The sequence below is a fragment of the Pseudomonas sp. LBUM1641 genome, assembly GCF_059716235.1.
Window position 1 is genome coordinate 1,199,458 of sequence record NZ_CP166815.1, and the last position, 26,811, is coordinate 1,226,268.

The following is a 26,811-nucleotide window of genomic DNA, read 5'->3' on the forward strand; positions in this document are numbered from 1 at the left end:
CTCCGGTTGGCAGGTTAGGGCAGGCGGCCACCGCCCAGGTTGTCCAGGCCACCAGAGTTTTTACGACCCCGGTCGCTGGCCGAGGCGCCGTTGTAGTCAGCGGTCTCTCTCGCTTCGGCAACGGGCTCGAGGCTTCGTTTGTTGCGCACTGGTGCAGGTTGTTCAGTGTGGGCAGGAGGCATGTGCAATTGTGCAAAGGAGCCGTGCGTAGGATTGATCATGGAGACTTTCCTTTTCTAAAAGAGAGGGTTCTCCCTTGATAACTCGCGCTATCAAGGAGAGCGAGAAACTACCCATCCCCCGGTTGCCTCGCTATAAACGTCTCGCGTCAAATTATGACCTGGTCAGGTCCATCGTCTTCTGGGGGCGCATGGGTTGTGACTGATGTTTCTCCCAAGGTAATAAGCCAGCGCATGACATCCGCCAGCGCCATGCTGTGTTGGCGCTCAACCCAGCGCATGCCTTGGGGGCTGTAGTGTTCGACATAGCGACTGAGGATCAGCCGATTCTGGTCGCCAGAGAGTTGCAGGCGTGTTTCCCGGCAGAGCAGCGCATTGGCCCCGCGTTTACGCACATGGTGCTTTAGCACCAGTGAGCCTGAATCAGAAATCATCGCCGGCTCCCTTTGCGCAATCATCGGCCCGGGGTGACGTCGCCCCCTGCTTGCCCTCCAGCACAAAGGCCGCGCGGTGTTCGGCCACCACGTTACGCAACGCGCTGTAGTAGTCCGGCAATTTTTGCAGGCTGTCGGTCAGCGGCAGCAACGACGCGCGCGTATCCACCGTGCCACCCACCAGGCTGATAGTACCCAAGGTTTGCACGGTATCGCTGTCGCCCAGCGGCGCCACCAGGAAGTTCAAGACTTTGCCCGCCGCATCGCGGCTGTTGCCGGTGCCCAGCAACGGCAGCTCGACGATCGGCCCGTTGCCAATCCCCCACACGCCAAAGGTCTGGCCGAAGTCAGCGGTGTGACGAGGGATACCCAGCGGGTCCGAAACATCAATCAACCCGACGATCCCCACGGTGGTGTTCACCGCAAAGCGTCCCAGGGTGTTGATCGAGCGCCGTGGATTGCCTTGCAGCAGGTCGTTGATGAATACCTTGGGCTCGCTGAAGTTGCTGGCGAAGTTATGCACACCCTGCTGGAAGAAATCCGGCATGTATCGGTAGCCGCGGGCTACAGGTGCCAGGGCGTAGTCATCCACCGCGCGGTTGAAGGCGAAGACGCCCCGGTTGACCGGCTCGGCAGGGTCATATACCGGGTAGGAAACCTGTGCGCAGCGTGTGGTACTTGCCACGTTGGCCGGGCTTGCGCAGCCTGTCAGGTAAGACACGGTCAGCAACAGCACGGCCTGGCGAGCCAGGTGCTGGGGATACGTCAGCGAGCGCATAAGCACAGTCTCCGGAAAAAGGAGGCCGATCCTGGCATTCGGGGCTTGCGCAAAGATGTCTGCTTTATTGCGCCGTTGACGCTTTATTGCACGATTGAAATATATGACGAGCCGCCTCGAATGGTTTTAGATGGCGCATCGACAAGACCAAGTGATGCCCACCGGTGAGCCATCTTTTAATCGTGGACGATGACCTTGAGGTCCTCGCCCTGCTGAAGAAATTTTTTCTGCAACATGGCTACACGGTCGAGACCGCCGCCAATGGCCCCGACCTGTGGGCGGCCATGGAGCGCATGCCTGCCGACCTGATCATCCTCGACCTGATGCTGCCAGGGGATAACGGCCTGTTGCTGTGCCAACGCCTGCGCCAGCAATACGCAACACCGGTGATCATGCTGACTGCCATGGGCGAGTTGAGTGATCGTGTGGTGGGCCTGGAAATGGGCGCCGATGACTACTTGAGCAAACCTTTCGACGCCCGTGAATTACTCGCTCGGGTGCGCGCCGTGCTGCGTCGGGCGGGTGAGAGCCGGCCGACCTTAGGGGATGCGTCTCGCCCGCTGATTCGCTTCGCCGGTTGGCAACTGGACCTGACACGCCGGGAGTTGCGTTCGCCGGACCAGGTGATGATTCCGTTGTCGTCCGGGGAGTTCGACCTGCTGCTGGTGTTCGTCGAACACCCTCAGCGCGTACTGACCCGCGAGCAATTACTGAACCTGGCGCGGGGCCATAGCCACGACGCGTTCGACCGCAGCATCGACGTGCAGGTCAGCCGCCTGCGACGCAAGCTGGAGTTCGACACCAAGCGCCCGGCGATGATTCGTACCGTGCGCAACGGTGGTTACCAGTTCACCGTCGCGGTGACCCGCTCATGAAGCGCTTCAAACCCCGGGACACTGTGGCCCGCTGGATTGCCCTGACCATCCTGGTTGCGATGCTCACTGCGCTGGCCTTCAACGCGCTGTTCGTACAACTGGCGGGCGTCTGGGCCAGGCCGCCGTTGGGTGAAACGGGCCTGTTGGAAAAGGTCGCGGTGATCGTACGGATGATCGAAGCGGCAGAGCCCTCCCAGCGCCCACAACTGGCGCAGGCGGTGGGTGACGACAGTTTCAACGTGAGTTGGTCGGCCACCCGCGCAGGTATTGATGTGCCGATTCTGGAAGACCCGGTTTTTCATTCCGATCAGCTGTTTAAACAGCTGCTCAAGGGGCCGGAACGGCGAATGGAGGCCTATGAGCCAGCTGATTGGCCAGGCCCCGGCGGGCACTATGCGCTGGTGGTGCAACTGGTTGACCAGTCCTGGCTGATGTTCAGCGCGCCGTCCCGCAGTTGGGGGCTGGCGGAAGGCCCGCGAAGCCTTGTAGTGATGATGCTGGTGCTGATTTCCACCGCGTTGGTCACGCTGATTGCCACCCGGCGCCTGGCCCGTCCGCTGCAACATTTTGCCCAGGGTGTGCGACGTTTTGGCGCCGACTTTCGTGCGCCACCCATCGAACCGGTCGGGCCCCATGAAATCCGCCAGGCGATTCTCGCGTTCAATGGCATGCAAGCGCAGTTGCAACACTTCATCCAGGATCGCACCCAGATGCTCGCCGCGATTTCCCACGACCTGCGTGCACCGCTGACCCGCCTGCGCCTGCGGGGCGAATTTATCGAGGATGCCGATCAGCAGCACCGCCTGTTCCGGGATGTCGACGAGATGCAGGCGATGATCAACACCGCTCTGGAGTTCTTTCGCGACGACGCGCGCCTGGAGCAGGCGACCCAACTGGACTTGGCCGAGTTGCTGCAAACGTTGATCGACGACTACCGCGACCAGTCCTTCGACATCACCTTCAACGGCCCGCCGCGGCTGGTTTATTTCGGCCGGCCGCTGGGGCTTAAACGGGTGATGACCAACCTGATGGACAATGCGATCCACTATGGGCTCGCACCGGAAATCGAACTGCAACACAGCCCTGGACAGGTGACGGTGCGGGTGCTCGACCGTGGCCCCGGCATTCCGCAGGAGCAGCAGGAACAGGTGTTCCTGCCGTTTTTTCGCCTGGAAGGTTCACGCAATAAAAGTACGGGCGGGGTCGGTTTGGGGCTCTCCACTGCACGGGCGATTGTGCTGGAACACGGTGGGACGCTGACGCTGGAAAATCGCCCGTGCGGCGGACTGGCCGCCGTGGTGGTATTGCCGGTTTAGGAAGGCTTGAACGGTCAGAGCAAGTTGCCGCCCAAGCCGCTTAGAGCAACGCCTTCTTTGTTACCTTTAGGTTCGTCCTTTGCTGGGGAGGAGGGTTGGACGGGCTGGACGGGTTGAACCGGCTTAGGGGTTTGAAAAGGCTGAATCAAGGTTTGGTAATGGAAAGCGCTGCCAACGATCATGAAGGTACCTCTCGTTCAATAGGAAGTTTGTTCTGTGCATCACCTCCCTTTGAGTGCGTCCTGATCAGTGGCGTTGGCCCGGTCCAACGTTCCGGGCCATTGGGTTTCCATTTGCTTCGACGTCTCAACCAAGAGCCGTTTCAAGCCGGCTTGGGCACCGTAAACCGAAACTCACTGCCTCGGCCCAACTCACTTTCAGCCTCGATCCGCCCGCCATGCGCCTGGACGATGCCCTGGGTGATGTACAGCCCAAGGCCGCTGCCGGTGGGATTGTTTTCGGCTTGAGTCCAGTAGCGATCAAACACATGAGGCAACTCATCCGGGGCAATCCCTTCGCCGGAATCACGCACCGAAAACACAATCTCTTCGCTGGTACTCATGGCGCTGATGCCGATATTGCCCTGGCGTGGTGTGAACTTGATGGCGTTGCCGATCAGGTTCGACAGCACCTGGAACAGGCGCTCCGGGTCGGCGTTGATTTGCAGTCCGGGCTCGGCGTTGAAGGACAAGTCGATACCCTTTTCCATCGCCAAGGGCGCCAGCAATGAATAGGCCTCTTCGAACATCTGGCCCACGTCCAGGGCCACCGGCTTGACGGTATAACGCCCTGCTTCGATCTTCGAGGTGTCGAGCAGATCCTCCAGCAGCACATTCATACGCGCTGCGGCTTGCTGCATGGTGTCGATGGCCGAGGAAATCCGCCGCGAGGTGTGTGGGCCATCGGAGCTGAAGGCTTTTTGCATCATGCCGCAGAGCATCGAAATGACCGTCATCGGGTTGCGCAGGTCGTGGGAAACCACCGCCACCAGTTCATCCCGGGCGCGCACGGCTTGCTGTTCGCGTAGCACCTGGCGGGCCAGGTCATTTTCCAGGGCCGAGCGGCGCAGGTCGTTGGCGGCGAAGCGGTCGCCGTGGCTCCACTTGGTGGAAATGCCTGCCATTTCCACCTTCCAGATTTCAAACGAGGTACGTGGGCGAAGGTGCAGGCCAGCGTCGGTGCTTTCCAGGTCCAATGGCTTATTCGGGTCGCCACTCCAGTTGATGTTTTCCTTCACTTCAGGGCGAAACCACAGCACGCCGTTATCCACCGGTTTGGGCAAACTCATGGCCAGCACGCCACTGGCGACGTGCTGATAGTCAGCCGCTGGCGGGTACACCGAGGCCAGGTTATGGCTGGCGAATACCGGCTGCCCGGTTTCTTGCAGCCACTTGTGCAGGGCGCGGATTTGCACGGGGTCCGGGCAGTTGCCGTAGCGGTGCAGTTGTTTGTCTTCGATGATCGCCACGCCGCCCGCCAGGGTCAGGTCCATCAGCAGTTGCGGACGTTGCGCCAGGCCGTCAAAGACGTTTACCGGCGACGCCTGCATGGCCTCGTTGAGCAGGGCCAGGGCCTCGACCTTTTCTTCGCGCTGGCGGCTCAGGTCCAGGGCTTCCATGGCACTGATCTGCAAGGACAGCACCTGGCCAATGGTCTGGCAGGCGGTGCGCAAATCATTCGGTACCAACAGTGGCTGGCGATTGCCACAACTGATCAAGCCCCACAGTTTGTCGCCGGCCATCAGGGAAATGCTCATGGACGACAGCACGCCCATGTTCTGCATGTACTGGCAGTGGATCGGCGACACGCTGCGCAGGGTAGCGAAGCTCAGGTCCAAAGGTTGGCCGGTGTCCGGGCGCAACCTGGGCACCAGGGGCACCGCTTCATAGTCGGCATTCGGGATGATCCGCAGCCAGTTGGTGCGGTACAGCTCCCGGGCTTGTTCGGGGATGTCGGACGCTGGGAAGAACAGGCCGTTGAACAGTTCCATGGACGGTGCGGACGCTTCGGCGATCACCTGGCCGTGGCCTTCTTCCTCGAAGCGATAAATCAGCACCCGGTCGTAGCCGGTCATGGCCTGGATTTCGTTGACGCTGATTTCATACAAGGCTTGCAGGGTTTTCGCCGACTGCAGGCGTTGCAGCATCTTGCCCAGGTTGCTGGTTCGGCCATTAAGTGCCCGTGGCTGGAAGTCCTTGAGGCGTGGCTCGAACTCCAGCACCAGCACCTCCTGATGGCGGTGGAGCAACCCTTCGAACTCGCCACCGTTGAGGTTCATGTGCAGCGGAGGGGCGTCGAAGAAGCTGTTTTGCGTAACCATCGCCTGGACCGCTTCGGCATGTTCTGTGCCGATCAATGTGTGCAGTGGCTGGCCCAGCAGGGATTCTGGCGAATGATTGAACAGCTCGGCCACGTTGGCACTGACCTGCATGATATGCAGGTCGGGCTCGGACAAGGTCAGCAGCACCCCGTGAGGCTGGATGGCCCCCGGGAAGCGGATGGGTTCGTCGGCACAGTTGGCAAGCAGTTCTTCAAAATCTTCGGGTTTCATAGCAGTACCTCCTGGCTGTCGAGCCATTGCTCGAAGCAGCTGAATGTTGAGCGGGCAGCATTCACCGCGCGCAGTTTGGCGTGCGCGTCGAGGGGCACCTGGTTCAGGTAATCAAGGAAATCTTTCCAGCGCCGACCGGTTTCGGCGCCATACACATTGAGAAACGCGCCACCGTTGTCGGCGTCCAGTCCCAGGCGCTGGGCCATTTCCCGGCGCAGTATTTGCCCGCCCAGGGTGGCGCCTTCCAACACATACAGCGCGCCGAGGCAGGCAGCAGGCGTGTCCAGAGGCGGTAACGACGAGCAGTGGGGAAGGGCGGCGATGGCCGGTTCATCCAGGCCAAGGGCGTGGAGATCCGTCAACAAGGTAGGGGTTTTCAGGCGCAGCACCTGATCGAATCCCTCGGGGATCAGGCCACTGTCGTACAACGCTGCTTCCAGAGGGCTGTAGAACCCGTAGTACGCCTGAAGCAGGCGTCTGTAGCCATTGTCATCCAGTTGCGGAGAGAAAAACGGCAAGCGTTTTTCCAGGGCGACGTGCAGTAACGCGGTACCCGAGCGCAAGGCTTCAAGTACGGGGGGCGCACCAACGTCATGGGCCTGTGAATGCATTCAGTAAACTCGAACTGGGGGCCTGCTGGCCATGTAGGGTTGCGTAATAACTGACCGCAGGAGCTGCCGCGAAGTTCGCTGCAGTTGATGTCGCGATGCTATCAGCGCACGGGCGGGCCCTGCACAAGGGCCGATTGCACGCAATCGAGCAGGTGTTCAGTGCTCCAGGGCTTGGGCAAGAACCGCACGGTGCAGCCCAGTTGCGAAGCCATTACGGTGTTTCCCGAAGTCAGCACCACCGGCAGTGACGGCCAGCGATGGGCGACCACCTTGCTCAAGTCGTAGCCATTGAGCAGGCCGGGCATCTGGATATCGCTGACAATCAGGTCCACCGGATCACTGGTGCGCTCAAGAAAAATCATCCCTTCGTCTGCTGAGGGAAATGACGTCACGACTGCACCGAAATCCTCCAGTACATCCACCATCAACGAGCGAATGATTTCGTCGTCTTCCAGCACCAATATCGATGGCTGAGCCATGATCCTTACTCCACCATCCGGGTTAAGTAAGGTGGAGTGAGGCGCCGTTGATTAGGTTCGATTGAATGTATTTTTTGCGATGGGTGGTCATTTGGTTAGCTTTAAGTTGCCTCAGCGCAGGATGCTCTCCTGGCGAAACGTGCTAGAAGCGCTCATCCAACAGCGCCGGCAACGTCAGCTCCTTGACGAAACTGGCGCCGGACAGGCTCAAGACCATACGCACCACCTGCACCACGTCATGCACCGGAATCAATTGGCCCTCACCGCGCTCTTCGGCCTGGGTACGCGAAGTGCTCAAGGGGTCTTCGGTATTCAGATAACCCAGGTTCAGGCAAGTGACGCCCAGGCGCTGCTGGCGATAGCCTTCACGCAGCGCATCGGCAATACCGCGCAACGCGAATTTCGAGGCGCCGAATGCCACTTCCGGCCGGCCGCTCTGGGGCAGACCTGAGGTCGAGCCCGTGAGGATGATGCGCGGCTGGGGGCTCTTCAATAACACCGGCAGCAGCCGCTTGATCAGCAACAGCGGTGCGGTGATGTTGCAACTGACGATGGCTTCCAGTTGCGTGTCCTCGTCGGTGAGAAAGCTATACGCCGGATCAAACGCCCGCGCCTCCCAGATGCCCAGGTTATAGATCAGTGTGTCCAGCCCCTCATCCGCCACGGCTTGCTCGATGACGTGCGCCGCGTGGGCAGGCACGCCAAGATCAGCCTCCACCCAGCGCACCTCGGCGCCAGTGCTGGACACCAGTTGACCGGGACGGCTGCGGGAAACCCCGATCAGCGTATCCCCAACCCCGCCCAGGCCTTCCATCAAGGCCCTGCCCAATCCTTTGCTTGCACCGACCACCATGGTTTTCATCGCTTGTCTCCTGAACCGCTGTGCCGAGGGGAGCGGGCATGCAAGCAGAGTGGCGGGGTGATATCAATTGAGTGGCTGTTTCCAGATGTTAATCTCTACAACGCCGACCAAGCCTTCAAGGATCCTTATGTTCATCCGCAACCCCATTGTTCCCGAACTCATCGTGACAGGTCTCACGGCGAGCCTCGACTTTTGGGTCACCCAGTTGGGCTTCGACATTGCCTATCAGCGTCCCGAAGAAGGCTTTGCCTATCTCGACCTGCAAGGTGCGCAAATCATGCTGGAGCAATACGATCCGGATGCCGGCCAGTGGTTGACCGCCCCGCTGGAAAAACCTCTGGGACGAGGCATCAACCTGCAAATCGATGTGCCTGCCGTGGCGCCTGTCTTGCAGCGTCTGGCTGCCATCGGCTGGCCGCTGTTCCGCGAGGTCGAAGACGCCTGGTATCGGGCGGGCGAGGTGGAGGCGGGCCAACGGCAATTCATCGTGCAAGACCCGGATGGCTATCTGGTGCGTCTGGTGCAGCGGTTGGGCGAACGACCTGTGGGGAGCCATTCATGAAATACGCCGCGTTACTGTCCATTGCCTTCATCGGTGTGGCCTTCAGTCTCCAGGCCGTCGCAGAAGGCGATGCCGAAGCCGGTGGAAAGCTGTTCAGCAAGACCTGCGGTGGTTGCCATAGCGTCGGCGAAAACGCTCGGGGCGGTTTCGGGCCGCAGCTCAACGGCATCATTGGCCGGCCGGCTGGCACCACCACTGATTACCAGTATTCAGATGCGATGAAAAATTCAGGCGTGGTCTGGACGCGTGACAAGCTGGCCGCCTATATCGAGGCGCCGAAAAAGGTGGTGAGCGGCACCCGGATGATTTTCTGGGGGATCAGCGACCAGGAGAAGATCGACAACTTGCTGGCGTACCTTGCGACCTTCCAGGCGCAATAAACACCGATCCCAAGACAAGGATTTCACCCCATGGTCGCACCGCGTATCCGGGCGCTCGCGCTTTGCATCTTCCACCGCAACGGCCGAATTCTGGTTCACGAATTCCAGGATGCGGTGAAACAGCAGACGGTATTTCGTCCCATCGGTGGCGGCATCGAATTCGGTGAACACAGCGCCGAGGCGATCGTACGAGAAGTGCAGGAAGAACTGGCGCAGCCTATTCACAGCCTGCGGCTGCTCGGCACGCTTGAAAGTATCTTCACCTACGACGGCAACCCTGGGCACGAGATCGTCCAGGTCTACGATGGCCAATTTGCGGACCAGAGCCTGTACGAGCAACCGTACCTCGACGGTGCCGAAAGCAACGGTTTTGCGTTCAAGGTGAGTTGGAAGGACAGCTCAAGCTTCACTGCGCAGTCGCCATTGGTGCCGGAAGGGCTCTACGCGTTGCTCAAAGGTGCAGCGTTACTGGATTGACGGGACGCACCCCGATAATGGTGGTCGTCCCCAGCCTGCGAAATTAATCAGGATTTCTGTCGTTTTCCCACCGCGCTCACCGCCAGGAATGGCTGGTCGTGATAGAGCTTCAGCTCTACGGTGTTGACGGATTGTGGCTTGCCGAAAAACTCCCCTCGTTTACCGGTGTATGCCTTTTCAAAGGTGAAGGGCGTTGTAATTACGTTGATGATTTCTTTGTCGAACTGGTCCTGATGTTTGCGTATCCAGGCTTTGCTCTGTGCTTGCTCCTTGGCTGTAGCCTTTTGAGTGTTGCGGTTATCGCCTATAAAAGCCACAGGTGCAAAGGAGTGCGCGGAATCGAAGTCAAACCGCATATAGACGCAACAAAGCCCTCTGCCTTTTGAGTCGTAGATGTTCAGCATCAAGTTGGATTGACCATTTTTGTGCTGGCGTGCCTTGGGTTTGGCCGACACATGGATCTTCCAGTCCGGGCGGAGCGGGAACTCTTTGAAGTCCAGTACCACGTCATCGGCGACGAAAGTAATCCGTGTTTTATTGATCCTTGCCCACCCAAGTTTCTGGCTGTCCAGCACGCAAAAATAGCGTTGCTTGGGTTCGAGCGAATAGGGTTCTGAATCGATTTTCCACTCCAGGAAACTCTGGTCCTTGGGCGGATAAAGCGACAGTTTTGCTTTACCTTCATCGTTGAAGTTAACGACTTTCACTTGCGCAGAAAGGGGCGCCGAACTGCGAAGTTTTGCGATGGACTTGACGATGACACTGCTGATGTCGTCTTTGGCGGACTGCGCGTTTTCGGTCTTTTCAAAAGCATCGGCGACGTCAGCGCAGGCTTTTTTATAGTCCTGGTATTTTGCCTTCAGGCTTACCACCGCGGCCTCCATCGCCTTGATTCGCTCTTTTGTCACAGGCGTTGCGCCGACCTGCCATTGGTCTATTTGCTTCTTGATGGCGGTTATCTTGGTTCGTTGCTCGGTGGAAATGCTCAGCTCTTTGTTTCTCTGGCCGTTTGTCGTGAAGTTTTGGCTGCCCACCGTCGCCATTCTGTTGCCCACCACGATTACCTTCGCGTGCAGTTGGGCTACCTGATAAATCTCATGCTGGTCGGTCAAAAGGCCTTTGAGGGTTTTCAGGTCGGAACTGTTGCTTGCAAACAGCTCCGGGTGAAACAGGGTGTAAATTTTTGCTGGCCCTCTATTCTTTAGAAAGCTGCGCAGCGTTTTCCCGGTGATGTAAGGCGACATGACTGCCACGGGCTCGTTGTCGACAAGGGCGCAGTCGGTAAGGGCGTTGAAAACATCAGTTTGGAGGTTCACTGCATTTATTCCATGAAATCAATGAAAGACAGGGCTGGAGTGGTTGGCAACCCTGTGATGCCCAATGATGGCATAATGACTTCTTTGTTGTTTGCGGATATCTCTTCTCGCTCAACCCTCAAGGATGACTATGCGAACGCTTTTCCGGATCTGGCTCACCCTCACCATTGTTTCGATGGTGTTCTACCTACCGTTTTACGTGTTCTCCAACAACGCCATCAATGCCGTTGAAGAACTGACCCCTGACGAAATCATTCCCTTCACCGGTATTCGCGGGCAGGATCCCGAGCGTGTGCACAACCTGTTGGCCCGCACCGGTATCGATATGTCGATGGAACTTGAGGACGCGCTCGAAGACAACAAGAGCCTTTCCAGCGTCAAGGTTGAGTACCTGCAAACGCCAGAAGCCACGCGTGTTGAACAGGCAACCGGGCTGAAGTTGGTTGAAGCTTCGGCCGATGCGGGCAACGGTCGGCAACTCAAGCTGGTGTTCACGGTCATTCCGAAGCGGTTCTTGCGCAGCACCGCACAGGTCAACGGTTTGCTCGCACTGCAGATCACCGACGGCAAACACACACTCACGATGAATGATGGCCCGAATGACGAGCTTCATCTTTGGGCGCTGTTCGAGAAGTCGGGTAAAGCCGGTCGTGAGTCAGTGCAGCGCATGAATGGCCGGTTCGACGTGATGGTTGCTGAAATCGATGCTCGCGAGAAGGCTCGCAGCGCACCGGCCGCCGTGACCCCATCCGCACCTGCTCGTCAGTTTGCGAGCAACACCGTCGCCGGTAACCCAGGTACGGATCAGGTCATCATTTTCCAGTTTGATGGTAAGCCTGCGTATTGCGCAGACGAAGGCGCGGACGGAGCCAACTGCCATGGCGACAGTGCCGCATTTATCGGCCAAGGCTCCTACAAGGACTACATGGACCCCGACAGCAGCTTATGCATCGCAGGCGAGAATGACTGCACGTTGCCGCAATTTTTTCCTGCCGATATACGGGGTTAATCCCAGCCCCGTTGCCTCTTCAAGAACCCTGCGGTGTTTCCCCGCGCGCCAGACGCGCATTGATGTCTTCGATCACCGCGGGCAGTTCGACAATGGTGTCGATCAGGTAATGTGGCCGTGAGCCTTCGAACATCTGGGTAATACGTGCACGCTCCAGCGCCAGCTCAGCAGCGGGCAGCGCCTTGTATTGCTCGTAGGTCAAACCCAGCGCATTGCCGGAGCAGGTCAGCGCGACTGTCCACATGCCTGCGCTGCGGCCTTCCAGAATCCCGGGCCAGGTGTCGTCGACTTTCACGCACGCGGCCACATCACTGATGCCCAACGCAATCACGTTGGCCAAGGCCTGCGCCGGATGTGGACGCCCATTGGGCACCTCATCGGTCGCCACCACGTGGTCGGCGACGTAGCCATTCTGCCGCGCCAGCTCGACCACCTTGGCCATCACCACCGCCGGGTACCCGGAGCAGGAGCCAATCTTCAAACCCTGGCCGCGCAGGGTGTTGATCGCCTCAAGGGCGCCGGGAATGACTGCCGAATGCAGCGCGATTTTCTCGATCTGCAACGGCATGAAGCGTTCATACAGTGCGGTGACATCCGCGTCTGTCGGCAAGCGATCAAACACCGCCCGATAACGCTCGGCAATCTGCGGCAGGTTGCACAAGGTGCGGATGTGGTCCCACTTGCCCATGCCCATCGGGCCGCGCGCTTCTTCCAGGGATACGGCGACGCCGAATTCGCCGAATGCCTCGACAAAAATCTGCGTGGGGGCGAAGGAGCCGAAGTCGACGACGGTGCCGGCCCAATCCAATACCACGGCTTGCAGCTTGGAAGGTTGTTGGTAATTCATGGCAAGTCTCCATTTTCAGGTGTAAGCAGGCCGTCCCTCTATCGAAGAAGAGGTAAGTGCCTGGTGAGGGTTTAAACGGGTAAGGCGATCAGGTAACCGGGATCGGGCTGGCCTCGAACAACTCCGCGATCATCGGTCGGTTGCGCCGGATGCCCAGGCAACACAGGTGGTAGTCGATGAAAAACGGATGGTCGACGAAGGTGATCGGCGTGGTGCCCGGGGTTTCGGCGTATTCCACCGCGGACACAAAACCGATGCCGATGCCCTTGGTGATCGCATGCACGATGGCTTCGCGACTGTTCAACTGCATCACGCAGTTCACGGCGACGCCCTGGCGCTTGCAGCTTTCTTCCACCAGTTGCCGGGTGCGTGAGCTTTTCTCGCGCATCACCCACTTTTCGCGGCTGATCTGTTCCACGTGCACCTCTTTCTGTTGGGCCCATGGATGGTCATCGCGTACCACTGCAATGATCGGATAGCGCCGGTAAAGCTGGGTATCGAAGCGCTGGTCGAATTCCGAGAGGGCCAGGATCGCCACGTCGATATCGAAGTTGAAGAGCCGGTCCAGGGTTTCCTTTTCCGGGGAAAACGAGGTCTCCAGTTCGATGTCCGGGTGGCGCTGCATCAGCTCGTAGGTCAGGTTCATCGCGATCGGCGGCGACACCGCGCCCAGGCGCAGCAGCCCGGTCTTGCGCTGCTTGAAACTCTGCAACAGTTGCATGGCTTCATCCTCCTGGCCGAACAGCCCTTGGGTGATTCCGTAAAGGGCGTGCCCGGCCGCGCTCATCTCGATAAACCGCCCGCGACGGTGGAACGGCTCCACCGAGAACTGCTTCTCCAGCCCATTGACCTGCTCGCTGACCGTCGGCTGGCCGACGCTCAGGTACTCGGCGGCGAGGGTGAAACTGCCGGTCTTCGCCACTGCATGAAACGAGCGCAGCCACTTGTGGTACTGGTACATAAAAAGTCCTGTTCCTGAGGTCCGCCGGGCCGGTCATCAACGTCGGATAAACAACGCCACCACCGCGCTGCACAGGCAGGCCGAGGTCACGACGATGAAGATCAGCGAGGTGTTGCCGGTACTGTCGAGCATACTGCCGATCAGCGGTTCCGCCAGGCCGGCGAACAGATAGGATGAGAAGTTCATCACGCCCGTGGCCGTACCCGCACGCTTGGCGCCCACCAGATCCGGGCACAGCGCCCAGAAACTCGAGGCCGGGCCGTACACGAAGAACCCGCAAAGGAACAAGGCGACCAGGCCGATTGCGCTGTGGGGCGGCAGGCTCCACATCCACAGGCTGGTGGCGGCGCCGAGGAACATGTACAGCATGATCGCCAGGTAGCGTTTGGAGCCGAACAGCTTGTCCGAGACCCAGCCGTTGCTCAGGGCGCCGATGGCCATGCCCACCGGCAGGGCCACGGTGATCCACTTGGGGTCGATCATGCTGTCGCCGCTTTTCCAGTCGGCGCCCAGGAAATGCACCGGCACCCAGACGATCAGGCCGTAGCGGGCGGCGTTCTGGAACCCCAGGGAGAGGGCAGCGATGATCAGCCGCGGGTTTTTCAGCACCGCCTTGTAGCGCTGCGCCGAAGTTTCGACTTCGCCGTGGGCCACTTCATGATTCTTGTCTTCAGCGTTGGCCACGCCGGTATCGGCCAGGGGTTCGAAGCCCAGGTCCTGAGGCCGTTCGCGGGCCACCAGGTAGAAAATGATGCCGCCCGCCAACATCAACAGCACCGGCAGACGGAAGATCCAGCGCCACTCCAGTTGCAGCACTTCCAGCACCACGATCGAGGTCACGTACGACAGGACCGAGGCGCATCCGGCGGCGAATACATAAAAGCCATACACCTTGCCGCGTTCGCCGGCGCTCCACCAATTGGATATCAGCCGGCTGCCGGGCGCCCAACCGAGGGCCTGGAAGTAACCGTTGATGCCCCATGGCAGGATCAACCCAGCAAAGCCGCTGGCGAAACTGGTGACCCAGTTGGCCCCGCAGGACAGCACCGCGCCAAGGGTCATGATGCGGCGCCCGCCGAATTTGTCGGCGAGGTTGCCGTTGATGGCTTGGCCAATCGCGTAGGCCCAGAGCATCGCGGCTGAGGCCCAGCCGAGTGTTTCCTTGGTCAGGCCGAACTCGGCCTGGATCCCGGGGATCGCAAACCCGAAAGTCTGGCGACCGGTGTAGAAAAACAGATAACAAAACATCGCGGCCAGCAGCATGCGCCACTGGGCAACGCGGAACGATGAGGTACGGACGGCAGGAACAGGCAGCACGTGTGCACGATTCATGATGTTTTCCTTATTGTTATTCGCCCCGGCGACCGCAGCCGCAGGGGGGCACTCTTGATAGGTGCAACAGGAAACGACTGAATTACGATGAGTCTAGGCCGCTTGCGCACCGATGAAGTTCTTGCCGCGTGCGCCTTGCAGGGCGAAGCGGATCATCGCCTCGGCCTCGCTGGCATTCACGCCGTAGTCGGCAAATTCGGTCTTCACGTCCAGGCTGTGGAGGAAGTCGCGCAACTGCGCCTGGGCCTGGTGCAGGTCGGTACCGAATACCCGTTGCAGGGTGCGGTCCCGCGCGGCGTCATGCCCCCATGCCAGGCCCAGCACCAGCGGCAAGGTGAAGGAGCAGGCGATGCCGTGGGGCAAGCCGTGGTGCAAGGTCATTTCGTAGGAGATGGAATGGGCGAGGGCGGTCTTGGTATTGGAAAAGGCCAGGCCGGCTTTCAGGGCCGCCAGCGCCATCCGTGAGCGTAACTCCTGATTGCCAAGGTCACGCCGCAAGCGCGGCAGGCATTCCAGGATGTCTTCGATGGCGGAGATGGCGAAGGTGTCCGAGACCGGGTTGGCGTTGATGTTCCAGATCGACTCCAGCGCATGGGACAAGGCATCCAGCCCGGTGGAAACCGTGACTCCGGCCGGCACCGTCAGCATCAACTGCGGGTCGATGATCGCCACTTTCGGCCAGGTGCAGTCCAGGTGCAGCGAATACTTCTTGAGGCTCGCGGAATCCCAGATCGTCGCCCATGGCGTGACTTCGCTGCCGGTGCCGGCGGTAGTCGGTGCGGCAATCAGTTGCTTGTGACGGGCCGGCACGAAAGGTTTTCCGGTGGCCAGCAATGCCAGCAACTCGTCGAAATCCCCCGATTCGGTGCCGACGATCAACGCCTTGGCCGTATCAATCGCGCTGCCACCGCCGACGGCGACCACCACCTGGCAATCACCGGCCTGCTGCCAGAAGCGCTCGTAGGTGTCGCGCAGTTGAGCCACGTCGGGGTTGGGCTGCACGTCTTCGATCACGTACACCAGGCGTTCACCCAGCAGGTCCTGGATGCGGTCAACCAAGCCGAGCCCGCGTGCTTCGGGGAAGGTCACGAGGGCGACGCTCTGGCCTTCGGTAAGGACGGCGAGTTCTTGCAGGCAGCCCCAGCCGAAGCGGGTGTCTACCGGGTTGTGGAATCGGGCAGTCATGGCGGGTTCCTGGTTTTTGTTATTGGAAGTGCCGCCATAGTCGGGGAGGGTGAGGTTGACCTCAAATCGATAGATTGGGGGGATGGATTGGCTGGGCCGATAGTAAGGCCCAGCCGCCAAGTGCCTTCAGCGCACGTTGCGGAACAACATCAACCGCGCACTCTCATGCAGCCCGCGAGTCAGTCCCTGCAAACGCTGGAACTCTTCCGGGTATTCCTGGGCCACATCTTCCCTTGGTGTTTGCGACGCCAGGTCATGCAGGGTGGGCGAGCTGCCGTCGTGTTCCATTTGCAGCAGGAAGTCCTTGGTCACGCCACCGATCAGCGGGAAGGTGCCTTCGCGTAATACCAACGGCACCACGCGCTCACCTTCTGGTGCAGGCTGCTGGATATCCCGGCCCATTGCGCCATTGCGAAACGGAATGCCCGCCATGCCGGCGACGGTCGGCAGCAGGTCTGCCAGGCCGACGGCTTCTTCGATCACTTTGGGTTGCAGCCCGGGCGCGTGGATCATCATCGGCACGTTGTTGCTTTCCAGGCCAAGCTGCTCGAACGCCGGCGCCATGTGCGGGATCTGGCTGATGCGGGTGTTGTGGTCACCGAAGAACACGAAGATGGTGTTGTCGTAGTAACCGCCGGCCTTGGCGATTTCCATCAGGCGGCCAATGTTGAAGTCCAGCAGGCGTACGGCGTTGTATTGCTCGACGCTGCGACTGCCCGCGGCCTGGACTTGTTCCACGGTCAGGTCATGCACCACGAAGCCGTCGTTGTTCTTGGGGATGGTGAACGGGCGGTGGTTGCCGGAGGTTTGCAGGTAGGCGAAGAACGGTTGGTCCTTGGGGATGGTGCGCAGCAGTTCGTCGCCTTCCTTGAACAGGTCCAGGTCGGAAACGCCCCACACGTCCACTCGTGGCGAGCGCCAGTGGCTTTCGTCATAGAGCTTCACGCCGTCGATGCTCTGGCGGATCAGCGCGTTGATGTTCGCCCAACCGGCATTCCCGCCGATCATGTAGAGCTTTTGATAATCCTCGAACGCATTGATCAAGGTGTGTTGCCGGGTGATCAACGGGTTGCGGGTCGCGGTCTCCTGGCGCGTGACGTCGGGCACGCCGGTGATGCTTGCCCATACGGTTTTGGCGGTGCCGGTGACGGGCACGTAGAAGTGTTTGAAGAACCAGCTTTCCTTCGCCAGCTTATCGAGGTTCGGCGTGGGGTTCAGCGGGTTGCCGTAGGCGCCCACAGCGCTGGTGCCGAGGGATTCGAGCATCACGAAAATCACGTTCGGCGGGCGCTCGCCCTTGAGCCGATAAGGCTGCACGGCTTGTTCGCGGGCGAAGCTCAATTGCTCGGGATCGGGTTGGCTGACACCCAGGTAATCGGCAACTTGCGGGTAATGCTCGCGCACCCGCGCCTCATCGAATTGCGACTGGCCAACCTTGAGGGTGTCGTACAAAAACAGCACCGGGTTGAGGCCCACGGCGGCGATCTGGTTATTGCCGGAAAAGAACGCGTCGCTCCAGCGCAGGGGCACCGGGTTTTCGAGATTGAGGTTGGCGACGCGGCCGAGCAGGGCCAGCAACACCGCAATCACGCCAACGGTGGCCACGGATGCAATGGTCAGCTTGCCGATGGGTTTGCGTTCGTCATCCAGGGTGATGCGTTCAAGGCGAACCAGTGCATAGGTCCACAGGCCGACTGCGGTAAGCCAACTCAAGGTTATCCACAGCACCGGGTAGGTTTCCCACACCATCTGCTGGGAAATCTGCGCGTCTTCCAGATAACGCAGCACCGTGGCGTTGATGCGCACGCCGAGGTAGGCGTAGTGGCCGAAGTCGATGATGTACACCAGCCCGACGATGCCCAGTGCCAGCAGCAGATAACCCCGTGCCAGCCAGCGCAATGCCGGCACAGTCAGCAGGTTCCAGCGCGGTAGCCAGGCAAGCAGGGCCAGCGGCAGCAGGATCAGCACCGCCAGGCGCAGGTCGAAACGCAGGCCGATGCCGAGGGTTTCCAGCAGTGCATCTTCCCGGAGATCGACTCCGGAAAACGCCAGTACAAACACCAGCCGCAGTGCGGCCAGCAACGCAAATACCAAACCGATCGCGCCCACGCCGTAGCGCAGGCGGCGCGAGTACAGCCATCCCATCATTGACCTCTGTGCAGTTTTAAAAGAGGGCGCCAGGCAGCCAGCGCCAGCATCCACAACCCGGCTACCAGGCAGTAGCCCGTCAGCAATGGGTCGATCAGATAGTCCCAGTAGTTTTCCGAGGCCTTGAGCCGCAGCGCAAAAGCCAAAGTGCCCGCCGCGAGCATCCACACGGCCAAGGTATTACGCAGCCAGAGCATCAACAGCGCGGCCATGCCGATCAGCACAATCATCGGCCGGGGATTGAAACCCCAGCGGTACGGATCGAAGTAGGTCAGGCCCATCGTCGCGGGGTACAGCGCCAGGCTGAGTGCGCCAAACAGCAGCAACACCTGGACCTTCTGCGGGCGCTGGAGCGGCTGCACCACGCCCAAACGGCACAGGCTGACCCACGCCAACAACACCAGGGTGCTGATGGCGAGGTCGTCGGTGAAGCTGCGCACATACGCCGCCAGCGGCAGCTCGTTGACCGGGATAAAACTTACCACCACCAACACCGGCAGCAACCACGGCCGCCAGGGCGCGGTCACGCGCAACAGGCTGAGCAGTACAAAGCCCAACAACACAAAACTCAAATGCGCTTGCCATATAGAAAACATCACAGGCGCTCCGACAGCCAGGCTTCGTTGAAGCTGACATGTTTGATAAAGGTGTTATTCCACGAGTACACCAGGTGGTACATGCCGTCCGGGCTGCGGCTGAAGTACGGGTACTCGTATTCGAAATCGCAGCCACGGGGTTTGCACACCCGGTAATCCAGGCTGCTGAGGAAGCGTTGCTCCAGCGGCAGGCGCCGGGCACCGCTGGATTCGCGGAAGCCTTCGCCGATGATTTCCTTGTAGGCCGCGGGGGAGAACGGCTGCCCCAATGGGTCGGGGGATTGGTCCAGTTCCACCACCGTGCGCCAATGGTTGAGATTGGCATCGGTGCCATACAGGCTGAGCTTGAAGCGGCCGTCCTGCAGGTCGTTGAGGGCCACCAGCAAACCGTCGCCTTCGGTGCTGACTGCCGCCAGCGAGGAGTTGGGATTGGAGGGCTCCAGCGGATAAGGCTCGCTCCAGGTTTGCCCGGCGTCTTCGGTGCGGCTGGCGAGCACGCGGTGATGGGTTTCGCCGGCGTAACGCAACATGGCGATGGCGCGCTGGCCGTCCTGCGGGACGATGGTCGGTTGCAGCGAGTTTTTCCCACGGCTGATACGGAATTTATCGATCACCGCCCCGTCGGCGCTCAAGTACAGGTACTCAGCGAACTTGCCCATGAACTCGTGGTACACCGGCAGGCCGATGGAGCCGTCGGCATGGAACACCGGTGCGGCGCGCACCAGGGTGCTGATGTTGAAGAAAGGCGAGGTGATCAGTTGGCGAGGTGCCGACCAGGTTGTGCCGAGGTCGTCCGAGACCATCACATTGATCGCGCTGGTGGCCCAGCCGCCTACCGACACCGAGACGTAGAACATCCACAGGCGATTGTCCGGCGCCAGGGCGATCACCGGGTTGCCCAACTTACGGATGTAGCGGTGGGTGCCGTCGCGGGTGCTTTCGCGGGTGGCGAGTACTTGCTCCGGGCCCCATTCGGCGCTTTTCGCGTCAAAGCGCGCGGTGCGTACCTGCACATCGGCAGCGCCTTCGCGGGAGCCGGCAAACCATACGGCCATCAGGTCGCCGCCGGGCAGTGCAGTGACCGAGGAGGAGTGCACAAAGTCATTGAGCTGCGAGGAGACGAAGCGGCTGCTGTATTGTGGTGCGGCCGCTGCGGGGGACTTGTCCTTGCCAGCTTGGGCAAACGGCGCCAGCACGTGGGGCGGGTGACTGGTCCAGGCAGCTACAAACACCAGTAGCAGACTGCAGATCGTTAAAGGCGCGCGTATCGAAAACGTGTCGAAAAAAGGCTTGTTGCGCACAGAAACACTCTCAACAGGCATAGGAGGTTTCACTGTGCAAAACCAACCTTAGCGAAAGCTTAGTTGGCAACGGCCCGTAACATCTTTCCGGGAATAGACGTCGGCAGAACCCTGCATGATGCCGCCGGTCTCTACAGAGAATCTCTCATGCGCCTGCTGCTGGTAGAAGATGATCGTGCCCTCGCCCAAGGTATCCGCGTGGCCCTTAGCGCCGAAGGCTACACCCTGGACTGGCTGCAAGACGGCGTCAGTGCCCTGCACGCGTTGCGCAGCGAAAGCTTCGATCTGCTATTACTCGACCTCGGCCTGCCGCGCCTTGACGGCCTCACACTGCTGCAAACCCTGCGCGCCGAGCAATATGACCTGCCGGTGATGATCCTCACCGCCCGCGACGACACCACCGAACGTATCGCCGGCCTGGATGCCGGCGCCGACGACTACCTGGTCAAACCCTTCGACGTCGAAGAGTTCAAGGCTCGCGTCCGTGCCCTGTTGCGCCGCAGCCAGGGCCGAGCGCAGCCGTTGCTGGAGCATGCGGGCGTCAGCCTGGACCCGGCGACCCAGCAGGTCAGCTATCAGGGCCAGGACATTGTGGTCACGCCGATGGAATACCAACTGCTGCATCAACTGATGGTGCGCCCCGGCAAAGTCGTCACCCGCGAACGGCTGTCCCGCGCGCTTTATGGCTGGCAGGACCGCGTCGAAAGCAACACCCTCGAAGTCCTTATCCACAACCTGCGCAAAAAACTCTCCACCGAACTGATCCGCACCGTGCGCGGCGTTGGCTACGTGGTGGAACTCAAGCCATGAACTCGGTCCGCGCGCGCATCCTCATCCCGGTGCTGGTGCTGATCCTGCTGGGTGATGGCCTGATCAGCTGGCTCGTCCTACGGGACAGCCACCACGAAATCGAGGAAGTCTACGACGCCCAACTCGCCCAGAGTGCCCGTTTGCTGCAAGGCGTATTGCGCCAGCGCGATCCCGGCGATGCCGACTGGGACCGCCTCTACCAGGCTTTCGACCAGGCCATGAGCCGCGTCGGCGAAGACGGCGCCGCGCACCCTTATGAAACTCGCCTGACCTTCCAGGTATGGCGCACCGATGGCCAACTGCTGGTGCGCTCCACCGACGCCCCGATCCTCAACACTCCGCCCACCACCCTCGGGGCGCACGACCTGATGGAAAACGGCAACGACTGGTGCGCGTTCATGCTCGCCGACATGCAACAAGGCCTGTTGATCTGGGTGGGCGAGCGCGATGACATCCGCCAGGACGTGATCCAGCGCATCATTCGCCACACCCTCTGGCCGATCCTGATTGGCGTACCGCTGCTGGCGGTGTTGATCTGGCTGACCATCGGCTGGGGCCTCAAACCTCTGCGCGCCATGGCCCTGGCGATTCGCGGGCGGGATAGCGAGACATTGCGGCCGCTGCAACTTGAACCCTTGCCGGCGGACCTGGAACCAATGCAAACCGCGCTGAACCGTCTGCTGGTGCAGGTGGACGAGCTGCTGGAGCGCGAGCGACGGTTTATTGCGGATGCAGCCCACGAGCTGCGCACGCCGTTGGCGATATTGCGCATTCATGCGCAGAACGCCCAGAGCGCGGGTACCGAGGAGGAGCGGCGAGAGGCGTTAGACTTTCTGGTCAATGGCGTGGACCGGGCGACGCGGATTGGCAGCCAACTGCTGACCATGGCGCGGATTGAGCCGCAGTTGAACAGCACCGTTCGCACTCGCGTGCCTCTGACGGAATTGGTACGCGAAGAACTTGCGGAATTGACGCCCCTGGCAATGGAGAAGGGCGTTGAACTGGTGCTGGAAGGGGATGAGGAATGCTGGATTGAAACGGACCCGGTGGCGTTGGCGATTGCGCTGCAGAATCTGGTGACCAATGCACTGAATTTCTCGCCGGCGGGGAGTGAGGTGCGGGTGGTGGTACGGGGTTCGGATTCGGGAGTGGTGCAGTTGTGTGTGGAGGATGCGGGGCCGGGGATTGATGAAGGAGAGATCGGGCGGTTGTTTGAGCGGTTTTATAGTCGCGGGAATGCGAATGGAGCGGGGTTGGGGCTGGCGATTGTGCAGATGATCGTGGGGAAGATTGGGGGGCGGTTGGAGTTGTATAACCGGGAGGTGGGTGGGTTGTGTGCGCGGTTGAGTTTTAGCGCCTGTGAGGTGGGATCGGTGGGAATACCACACCGTTGAAGGTGTGGGTGCAGCAGTTGCAAAACGGCTTCATCAACTCGGGTGTCAGTTGTGGGTTAACCTTTTGCAGCAGGCCAGCCTCGTCGACGTACAAGCCGCTGTAGTAACTGGATTCGTCCGTTCGTACGTACTCTTTTTTGTCGCTTTCATGCAGAGCAACCATCCAGAACACAGGTTCCGGGCGGTCCAGGCGGGCGTTGGCTTCGCTGAACACACCATCCCAATGATGGCCGACCTTGGACAGAAGAAACCGGAATAGTGGCGTGTAATCGAGACCGTGCCGGTGATGGCTATGCATTGATCCACGGCTGAGCATGGAATTCTTTTCGCTTTTACTATGGCGTTGTTGCCTGTAGGTGCGGCAACTGCCGTGACGCACGTTGTGCGTGCGGGTGTTGACTGAGCGGTAGAGAGGGGGCTTTTTCATTGGATTCCTTTATGGTTTCTTGGAGGATTGGGGCGGCCATGTGCCTTGGTAGCTGAAAGAGATTTGGTAATCGAAAAGTCTTGGATTTATCACCTGTTTGAAATGGGGCTGCAGGATCCCAATCCAATTTGGGAGAATGTCGAATCCTCCGGCATAAATTTGGGGCTCTTCGTCTAATCCGAGTGCAATAAGGATGCTTTCGTCATCCTCGAAATTCATCGAGTACTCCTCGGCTTCCAAGTTTTCGGTTCGCTTGTCGTACCAGGCCAATCTGATCTTCATAACCATTAAGGCGTCTCCACTTATTTGTTTGTACGGCGCTTGTCTTTTGCTTTGCCCCTACGTTCGCCGGTAAAGGGATCAAAGGAACCCAGATGACTGAGATCATTGCTGCGGTAGGCTTCCAGTTCGCCTTTCTCATAATCCCATTCGTAAATTGTTCTTCCCCTAGCGTCTTTCCAGCGTTTACGTAGGCCGCCTCCGCCTCGTCTTTGGGTTTTCCCCTTTTGCTCTATCAAGCCAGGGAAACCAGTGATGTCTTCAGTTCTTGGAGCGGGAAAGTAATCATGGTCAGAGTTTCTCAAACCTTTCCTGGGCTCGTTAACCACCACATAGAGAGGCCGAACCCCCGATTCCACCGGGAACACCAGAATGAAGTCCCGATACTCCGGCGGATAAATCGGGCTCACCAAAATCTGTTTGGCCGCTTCAGTCGGCGGATAGATCCACATCACCGGTGCTTGCGGCGCGGCCTCCAACGCCGGGATGCCAAGGGTGTCGTCAGGATCAATGGACGGCGTCCAAATCAGCTCAACGCCCTCGCCAAGATCCGCCACGAACTGACTTTCACGACTCTGAAACTGCACCACATCGATCATCTGCCAGTCGGTATTTTTACCGGTGTAAAACCCATATCCCTTCAGCGTCCCATCGGCGCGTTGCTCGATATGCAACCGCATCCGCGAGCGGGCTTTTTGCAGGTGACGAAGTTGTTCTTCGCTATAGAGCGCACTGTCGCCAAGCTCCGACGGCCATGCCAGCGCCACCAGCCCTGCAAGCAAACTCCCGGCTGCGGCGCCGACCGCCGCAGCTGCGGATTCCATTACCGCTGTGCGCAATACAAGCTGGCCAAGCCCAGCGGGCAGGGCATTGCCACTGATCTTCCTGAGGGACACACCGCCATGGCTATCCACCTCCCGTCCGCCTAACAGCGTTAAGTGGCCGTAGTCCTTGATCAGCTCAAGCGGCACATACCCGGTGGGGTTGTTGTAGCTGATGATCCCGTCGGGCAACTGGCACGACTTGGCGAATACATGGCCTGGAATCCTCGCGGGTTCAGGCGATGGCGGGGGAGGCGCTTCATACAAATCAATAAACTGTGAATACGGAATCTGCTTAGGCTGCGGAGTCAGAATTCGCCGCTTCAGCTGCTCTTCTTCGGTAATTGGATACGCGCGCTCTGTCATGGCTGCTCACTTCCCTGTGCAAGGAAGCGAGCCTATGAGAGCGGAGGCGAACCTGAAATTCCCGTTGTTCGATGGTGTGCGTGGGAAAACTCACTTTCTGAACGGGTGCTCACCTCCTAATCAGGTGTAGGAAGCTTCCAGTTCGTGTGCCAGCGTCGAAAAACCGGTGTGTCGATATGCTACGGTCGTGCGCCATTAGCGATGGGGATAAGGCGAGTGCCTGCCCTCAGTGGAAATTGGACAGGACGCCAGTTGATGATTTATGAAGATGTAGACCCGCAACTACTCGCCTTTTTGCATAACCCTATGGCGAACACGACTGCCCTCCCGCCAGTTGGCAAACGTCTCACCTGGCGCAGTCGAATACTTTACAAAATACCCGCACTGCGTCGGCTGATTTGTCCCGAACAGGTTCAGGCAATACTCTGGGAGAAACTTAAGGCAAACCTGGAACAGGCCCGACAATCGCTGCCGCAGTATCTCTTCGAAGACAACACACCACTCAACCCTAATACGGTGCACCGGTTCACAGATCAACTGGGCAGCTATTTCAGGATTGAGGTGGCGTCTGCAGGTCATGGTGCATCGTCAGCGCCGGGAAGTCATACGTACGCTGATTTTAGTAAGGCCTACACATGGGCGGCGCTTGAATATACGTGCAACAGGATTGCCGAAAACCTGCAGCTGCGAGCCGTACATAACTTATCCATCCTGAAGAATGCTAACTTGTGGTTGTGTTATTACCTGAGTGAAATCTATTTTCTTATGGGGCATGGACTTCTGACAGCCAGGTTGGTTGGCGGTACTCTCCATATTGTACCTACTGCTAAACTACAGCGACGGATCAAGGGGTATTGGTTGGCGGAGGTCACTGAGGCTAATTCTAAAATCAGTGACACACGCACATTGTATGACATGGCGGAACTGTTGCAGAAACATGGCCGTTTGAATCCGGATTTGCGTGGGCTTCTGGTGGATCAGACCCTCGATAAATGCCTGTCTATACATTCGGAGTACTTGTCCGCCGCCATGACCCGGCATCCCAAGTATCATTACTTGCGAGAAATAGTCGATTTTGCCCTTCACCTGGAGCTGCGTGTGATGTCGGGCGAACGTACAACCGACGAAGCTTACCTGAGGACTATTGTCAGTCCTGCCACGGTGGATATGATCAACAGTGCCTTGGCCGGACGTGCACCCACGTTGGACTCCGCCAGCAGTTTCATAGAATACAAGGGCGGCATGTATGTGCGGGGAGCGCTAAACTTTAAGTATGGGTTGAGAAAGTTTGTCAGGTATTTGCTGGGTACGGCAACCGTCAACGGAAAAGAGGCGGACTTTGGCCAATTGCTCGGAGCCGGCTTCGAAAAAGACTACGTTTTAAATTACATTAAAAAACTTAATGATCCGCGCCTGGAAGTGTTTGGGGAGTTCAAGCCGGGCAATAATGCGAAAATCAAGGGGTATGATATTGATTTGATAGTTCGGGACGTGGAGGATGATATTTATTACTTTATTCAGGTTAAATATCAATTGTCGGAAATTCCAACCTATCTTTCGGAGCAGTGCCAGCTATTTCTAAATGCTAATTTTCGTACCGGATTCGTCAGACAGTTGGCCGTGCTCAGGGACACTATTTCCGACGAAAGTATTCGCCAGAAACTGAGCCAGCATGGCTTGGCCGGTGCTCATGCGGGTAATAGTCACTTCGTGTTGTTACACAATATTCCCTTCCTGAACTTTTATGAGCTGGATGGTATTTTCTTTTATGAGTGGAATCTGCTTCGGAATATTCTCCGTGATGGGCGGGTGCAGGTTCGAAAAGATCAACACATTACCGAAGAGCGAGTGTTGAGCAAGCCACGGATGCACCGGCCTCAGGAGATGGTAGACGCTTACTTCAACGAGTCGCAGAGCGGAAGGCAGATGACCGAGCACTATGATGTCTATTGCAGGGCTAATACGCGCTTTATTTTCGATGAGCTGGACGTGATCTGCAAACTGTTATGAGATCCAGTGGCTTGCCCCTGAGCAGGCGTTATTGTTTACGTCCAATCAGGGGCAAGGCTGGTTTCTTCAATGGTTTTTTCAGGTAGTCCTGAGCAGGGCATTAGCTCAGAGCACATGCCTTGAAATCACCCTCGATATCTCAACAATCGACGTCTTCCCCGTGAACTCAAACTTCACTTTCCCCACCGCCGAAAAGTAAATCTCCAGCTCTGAATCCAGATCAAACGTCCCGGACGTTTCCACTGAATACGCGACGATGTTTTTGTACGGCAGGGAGGTGAAATCCTTCTTGCTGCCGGTAATCCCTTGCACGTTCACCGCGATGATGCGCTTGGTGGTGAACACCACCCCATCGCGCATGGCCTTGTATGAATCGATGACCTGCTCATCATCCAGCAGCAGGGACGAAACGCGTTCGGCGTATTCGTTGTTTTGTTTGAGTTTGAAGAAGCCTTTGTTGTTGAAGTCGATCATTTGCCTTTCCTTGGGTGAGCGGTGCGGTAAA

At 58.9% G+C, this 26,811-nt stretch carries 28 protein-coding genes; 9 read left to right on the forward strand and 19 right to left on the reverse strand.

Annotated features, from left to right (window positions below):
• Window positions 1–14 precede the first annotated feature (14 nt).
• The 3 genes from ACA046_RS05395 to ACA046_RS05405 all read right to left on the reverse strand — a co-directional run bounded on the left by ACA046_RS05395 (window position 15) and on the right by ACA046_RS05405 (window position 1,391).
• Window positions 15–221, reverse strand: coding sequence for a hypothetical protein (locus ACA046_RS05395; RefSeq protein WP_497676058.1), 207 nt, complete (start codon window positions 219–221; stop codon window positions 15–17).
• A gap of 107 nt (window positions 222–328) precedes the next feature.
• Complete coding sequence (locus tag ACA046_RS05400; RefSeq protein WP_459026258.1) at window positions 329–613, reverse strand: hypothetical protein; 285 nt, start codon at window positions 611–613, stop codon at window positions 329–331.
• Window positions 603–1,391: an MlaA family lipoprotein gene (locus ACA046_RS05405; protein WP_459026260.1), complete on the reverse strand. Its 789-nt coding sequence runs from the start codon at window positions 1,389–1,391 to the stop codon at window positions 603–605. Before ACA046_RS05405 ends, ACA046_RS05400 begins: the two co-directional genes overlap by 11 nt.
• Window positions 1,392–1,555: 164 nt before the next feature.
• On the opposite strand from ACA046_RS05405, the gene ACA046_RS05410 reads away from it, so the two are divergent.
• Window positions 1,556–2,266 (forward strand): response regulator, encoded by a 711-nt coding sequence (locus ACA046_RS05410; protein WP_497676059.1) that lies wholly within the window; start codon window positions 1,556–1,558, stop codon window positions 2,264–2,266.
• The gene (locus ACA046_RS05415) at window positions 2,263–3,582 is read left to right on the forward strand and encodes a sensor histidine kinase (protein ID WP_497676060.1); all 1,320 of its coding nucleotides are present in this window, start codon (window positions 2,263–2,265) and stop codon (window positions 3,580–3,582) included. Before ACA046_RS05410 ends, ACA046_RS05415 begins: the two co-directional genes overlap by 4 nt.
• A 322-nt stretch (window positions 3,583–3,904) precedes the next feature.
• Here ACA046_RS05415 and ACA046_RS05420 read toward each other — a convergent pair whose 3' ends face one another.
• From ACA046_RS05420 to ACA046_RS05435, 4 genes are all read right to left on the reverse strand, one after another.
• Window positions 3,905–6,133 (reverse strand): ATP-binding protein, encoded by a 2,229-nt coding sequence (locus ACA046_RS05420; protein WP_497676061.1) that lies wholly within the window; start codon window positions 6,131–6,133, stop codon window positions 3,905–3,907.
• The gene (locus ACA046_RS05425) at window positions 6,130–6,744 is read right to left on the reverse strand and encodes a biliverdin-producing heme oxygenase (protein WP_459026268.1); all 615 of its coding nucleotides are present in this window, start codon (window positions 6,742–6,744) and stop codon (window positions 6,130–6,132) included. Before ACA046_RS05425 ends, ACA046_RS05420 begins: the two co-directional genes overlap by 4 nt.
• 101 nt (window positions 6,745–6,845) lie before the next feature.
• Window positions 6,846–7,223: a response regulator gene (locus tag ACA046_RS05430; RefSeq protein ID WP_459026270.1), complete on the reverse strand. Its 378-nt coding sequence runs from the start codon at window positions 7,221–7,223 to the stop codon at window positions 6,846–6,848.
• Window positions 7,224–7,365: 142 nt separating this feature from the next.
• Entirely contained in the window at window positions 7,366–8,085 is a 720-nt protein-coding gene (locus tag ACA046_RS05435) for an SDR family NAD(P)-dependent oxidoreductase (RefSeq protein ID WP_459026272.1), read from the reverse strand.
• 127 nt (window positions 8,086–8,212) lie between these two features.
• Between ACA046_RS05435 and ACA046_RS05440 the strand changes: the two genes are divergently transcribed.
• The 3 genes from ACA046_RS05440 to ACA046_RS05450 are packed head-to-tail and all read left to right on the forward strand — an operon-like array spanning window position 8,213 to window position 9,504.
• Window positions 8,213–8,647, forward strand: coding sequence for a bleomycin resistance protein (locus ACA046_RS05440; RefSeq protein ID WP_258343850.1), 435 nt, complete (start codon window positions 8,213–8,215; stop codon window positions 8,645–8,647).
• A complete protein-coding gene (locus ACA046_RS05445; RefSeq protein WP_459026274.1) occupies window positions 8,644–9,027 on the forward strand; it encodes a c-type cytochrome in 384 nt (127 codons plus the stop codon). The genes ACA046_RS05440 and ACA046_RS05445 overlap by 4 nt, the downstream gene beginning before the upstream one ends.
• A 30-nt stretch (window positions 9,028–9,057) precedes the next feature.
• Window positions 9,058–9,504, forward strand: coding sequence for an NUDIX hydrolase (locus ACA046_RS05450; protein WP_497676062.1), 447 nt, complete (start codon window positions 9,058–9,060; stop codon window positions 9,502–9,504).
• Between the two features lie 47 nt (window positions 9,505–9,551).
• Here the strand turns inward: ACA046_RS05450 and ACA046_RS05455 are convergent, their stop codons facing one another.
• Complete coding sequence (locus tag ACA046_RS05455) at window positions 9,552–10,820, reverse strand: phospholipase D-like domain-containing protein (RefSeq protein WP_459026278.1); 1,269 nt, start codon at window positions 10,818–10,820, stop codon at window positions 9,552–9,554.
• A gap of 130 nt (window positions 10,821–10,950) precedes the next feature.
• Between ACA046_RS05455 and ACA046_RS05460 the strand changes: the two genes are divergently transcribed.
• Window positions 10,951–11,829 carry a hypothetical protein gene (locus ACA046_RS05460; protein WP_459026280.1) on the forward strand — a complete coding sequence of 293 codons (879 nt, stop codon included), beginning with the start codon at window positions 10,951–10,953 and terminating at the stop codon, window positions 11,827–11,829.
• Window positions 11,830–11,848: 19 nt separating this feature from the next.
• On the opposite strand, the gene phnX is transcribed toward ACA046_RS05460, so the two are convergent.
• From phnX to ACA046_RS05495, 7 genes are all read right to left on the reverse strand, one after another.
• Window positions 11,849–12,676: a phosphonoacetaldehyde hydrolase gene (gene phnX, locus ACA046_RS05465; RefSeq protein WP_459026282.1), complete on the reverse strand. Its 828-nt coding sequence runs from the start codon at window positions 12,674–12,676 to the stop codon at window positions 11,849–11,851.
• An 88-nt stretch (window positions 12,677–12,764) separates the two neighbouring features.
• On the reverse strand, window positions 12,765–13,637 hold the full coding sequence (locus ACA046_RS05470; protein ID WP_497676063.1) for a LysR substrate-binding domain-containing protein: 873 nt from the start codon (window positions 13,635–13,637) through the stop codon (window positions 12,765–12,767).
• Window positions 13,638–13,673: 36 nt separating this feature from the next.
• The gene (locus ACA046_RS05475; RefSeq protein ID WP_497676064.1) at window positions 13,674–14,969 is read right to left on the reverse strand and encodes an MFS transporter; all 1,296 of its coding nucleotides are present in this window, start codon (window positions 14,967–14,969) and stop codon (window positions 13,674–13,676) included.
• 93 nt (window positions 14,970–15,062) lie between these two features.
• The gene (psrA, locus tag ACA046_RS05480) at window positions 15,063–16,154 is read right to left on the reverse strand and encodes an iron-containing alcohol dehydrogenase PsrA (RefSeq protein WP_167664545.1); all 1,092 of its coding nucleotides are present in this window, start codon (window positions 16,152–16,154) and stop codon (window positions 15,063–15,065) included.
• 126 nt (window positions 16,155–16,280) lie between these two features.
• Window positions 16,281–18,299 (reverse strand): LTA synthase family protein, encoded by a 2,019-nt coding sequence (locus ACA046_RS05485; RefSeq protein ID WP_459029199.1) that lies wholly within the window; start codon window positions 18,297–18,299, stop codon window positions 16,281–16,283.
• Window positions 18,299–18,898: a hypothetical protein gene (locus tag ACA046_RS05490; RefSeq protein WP_258343865.1), complete on the reverse strand. Its 600-nt coding sequence runs from the start codon at window positions 18,896–18,898 to the stop codon at window positions 18,299–18,301. Before ACA046_RS05490 ends, ACA046_RS05485 begins: the two co-directional genes overlap by 1 nt.
• Window positions 18,898–20,166 carry a sialidase family protein gene (locus tag ACA046_RS05495; protein WP_459029201.1) on the reverse strand — a complete coding sequence of 423 codons (1,269 nt, stop codon included), beginning with the start codon at window positions 20,164–20,166 and terminating at the stop codon, window positions 18,898–18,900. The genes ACA046_RS05490 and ACA046_RS05495 overlap by 1 nt, the downstream gene beginning before the upstream one ends.
• 180 nt (window positions 20,167–20,346) lie before the next feature.
• On the opposite strand from ACA046_RS05495, the gene ACA046_RS05500 reads away from it, so the two are divergent.
• Window positions 20,347–21,009, forward strand: coding sequence for a response regulator (locus ACA046_RS05500; RefSeq protein ID WP_459026286.1), 663 nt, complete (start codon window positions 20,347–20,349; stop codon window positions 21,007–21,009).
• The gene (locus ACA046_RS05505) at window positions 21,006–22,403 is read left to right on the forward strand and encodes a sensor histidine kinase (protein ID WP_497676065.1); all 1,398 of its coding nucleotides are present in this window, start codon (window positions 21,006–21,008) and stop codon (window positions 22,401–22,403) included. Before ACA046_RS05500 ends, ACA046_RS05505 begins: the two co-directional genes overlap by 4 nt.
• Here the strand turns inward: ACA046_RS05505 and ACA046_RS05510 are convergent.
• From ACA046_RS05510 to ACA046_RS05520, 3 genes are read right to left on the reverse strand one after another with little or no spacing between them, the layout of a single operon-like run.
• Complete coding sequence (locus ACA046_RS05510; protein WP_459026290.1) at window positions 22,360–22,830, reverse strand: hypothetical protein; 471 nt, start codon at window positions 22,828–22,830, stop codon at window positions 22,360–22,362. The two genes, ACA046_RS05505 and ACA046_RS05510, sit on opposite strands and share 44 nt — an antisense overlap.
• A 9-nt stretch (window positions 22,831–22,839) precedes the next feature.
• Window positions 22,840–23,118, reverse strand: a complete 279-nt coding sequence (locus ACA046_RS05515; RefSeq protein ID WP_459026292.1) for a colicin E3-like toxin immunity protein — start codon at window positions 23,116–23,118, stop codon at window positions 22,840–22,842.
• A gap of 14 nt (window positions 23,119–23,132) precedes the next feature.
• Window positions 23,133–24,296, reverse strand: a complete 1,164-nt coding sequence (locus ACA046_RS05520; RefSeq protein WP_497676066.1) for an S-type pyocin domain-containing protein — start codon at window positions 24,294–24,296, stop codon at window positions 23,133–23,135.
• Window positions 24,297–24,551: 255 nt separating this feature from the next.
• On the opposite strand from ACA046_RS05520, the gene ACA046_RS05525 reads away from it, so the two are divergent.
• Window positions 24,552–26,306, forward strand: coding sequence for a hypothetical protein (locus ACA046_RS05525; protein WP_497676067.1), 1,755 nt, complete (start codon window positions 24,552–24,554; stop codon window positions 26,304–26,306).
• Between the two features lie 105 nt (window positions 26,307–26,411).
• Here the strand turns inward: ACA046_RS05525 and ACA046_RS05530 are convergent, their stop codons facing one another.
• The gene (locus ACA046_RS05530) at window positions 26,412–26,780 is read right to left on the reverse strand and encodes a PH domain-containing protein (RefSeq protein WP_003210321.1); all 369 of its coding nucleotides are present in this window, start codon (window positions 26,778–26,780) and stop codon (window positions 26,412–26,414) included.
• Window positions 26,781–26,811 lie beyond the last annotated feature (31 nt).

Bases quoted from the DNA above. Each gene is read 5' to 3' on its own strand.
- ACA046_RS05395 (WP_497676058.1), bottom strand. From the start codon at position 221: ATGATCAATCCTACGCACGGCTCCTTTGCACAATTGCACATGCCTCCT.
- ACA046_RS05400 (WP_459026258.1), bottom strand. From the start codon at position 613: ATGATTTCTGATTCAGGCTCACTGGTGCTAAAGCACCATGTGCGTAAA.
- ACA046_RS05405 (WP_459026260.1), bottom strand. From the start codon at position 1,391: ATGCGCTCGCTGACGTATCCCCAGCACCTGGCTCGCCAGGCCGTGCTG.
- ACA046_RS05415 (WP_497676060.1), top strand. From the start codon at position 2,263: ATGAAGCGCTTCAAACCCCGGGACACTGTGGCCCGCTGGATTGCCCTG.
- ACA046_RS05420 (WP_497676061.1), bottom strand. From the start codon at position 6,133: ATGAAACCCGAAGATTTTGAAGAACTGCTTGCCAACTGTGCCGACGAA.
- ACA046_RS05425 (WP_459026268.1), bottom strand. From the start codon at position 6,744: ATGCATTCACAGGCCCATGACGTTGGTGCGCCCCCCGTACTTGAAGCC.
- ACA046_RS05430 (WP_459026270.1), bottom strand. From the start codon at position 7,223: ATGGCTCAGCCATCGATATTGGTGCTGGAAGACGACGAAATCATTCGC.
- ACA046_RS05435 (WP_459026272.1), bottom strand. From the start codon at position 8,085: ATGAAAACCATGGTGGTCGGTGCAAGCAAAGGATTGGGCAGGGCCTTG.
- ACA046_RS05440 (WP_258343850.1), top strand. From the start codon at position 8,213: ATGTTCATCCGCAACCCCATTGTTCCCGAACTCATCGTGACAGGTCTC.
- ACA046_RS05445 (WP_459026274.1), top strand. From the start codon at position 8,644: ATGAAATACGCCGCGTTACTGTCCATTGCCTTCATCGGTGTGGCCTTC.
- ACA046_RS05450 (WP_497676062.1), top strand. From the start codon at position 9,058: ATGGTCGCACCGCGTATCCGGGCGCTCGCGCTTTGCATCTTCCACCGC.
- ACA046_RS05460 (WP_459026280.1), top strand. From the start codon at position 10,951: ATGCGAACGCTTTTCCGGATCTGGCTCACCCTCACCATTGTTTCGATG.
- phnX (WP_459026282.1), bottom strand. From the start codon at position 12,676: ATGAATTACCAACAACCTTCCAAGCTGCAAGCCGTGGTATTGGATTGG.
- ACA046_RS05470 (WP_497676063.1), bottom strand. From the start codon at position 13,637: ATGTACCAGTACCACAAGTGGCTGCGCTCGTTTCATGCAGTGGCGAAG.
- ACA046_RS05475 (WP_497676064.1), bottom strand. From the start codon at position 14,969: ATGAATCGTGCACACGTGCTGCCTGTTCCTGCCGTCCGTACCTCATCG.
- psrA (WP_167664545.1), bottom strand. From the start codon at position 16,154: ATGACTGCCCGATTCCACAACCCGGTAGACACCCGCTTCGGCTGGGGC.
- ACA046_RS05485 (WP_459029199.1), bottom strand. From the start codon at position 18,299: ATGGGATGGCTGTACTCGCGCCGCCTGCGCTACGGCGTGGGCGCGATC.
- ACA046_RS05490 (WP_258343865.1), bottom strand. From the start codon at position 18,898: ATGTTTTCTATATGGCAAGCGCATTTGAGTTTTGTGTTGTTGGGCTTT.
- ACA046_RS05500 (WP_459026286.1), top strand. From the start codon at position 20,347: ATGCGCCTGCTGCTGGTAGAAGATGATCGTGCCCTCGCCCAAGGTATC.
- ACA046_RS05505 (WP_497676065.1), top strand. From the start codon at position 21,006: ATGAACTCGGTCCGCGCGCGCATCCTCATCCCGGTGCTGGTGCTGATC.
- ACA046_RS05510 (WP_459026290.1), bottom strand. From the start codon at position 22,830: ATGAAAAAGCCCCCTCTCTACCGCTCAGTCAACACCCGCACGCACAAC.
- ACA046_RS05515 (WP_459026292.1), bottom strand. From the start codon at position 23,118: ATGGTTATGAAGATCAGATTGGCCTGGTACGACAAGCGAACCGAAAAC.
- ACA046_RS05520 (WP_497676066.1), bottom strand. From the start codon at position 24,296: ATGACAGAGCGCGCGTATCCAATTACCGAAGAAGAGCAGCTGAAGCGG.
- ACA046_RS05525 (WP_497676067.1), top strand. From the start codon at position 24,552: ATGATTTATGAAGATGTAGACCCGCAACTACTCGCCTTTTTGCATAAC.
- ACA046_RS05530 (WP_003210321.1), bottom strand. From the start codon at position 26,780: ATGATCGACTTCAACAACAAAGGCTTCTTCAAACTCAAACAAAACAAC.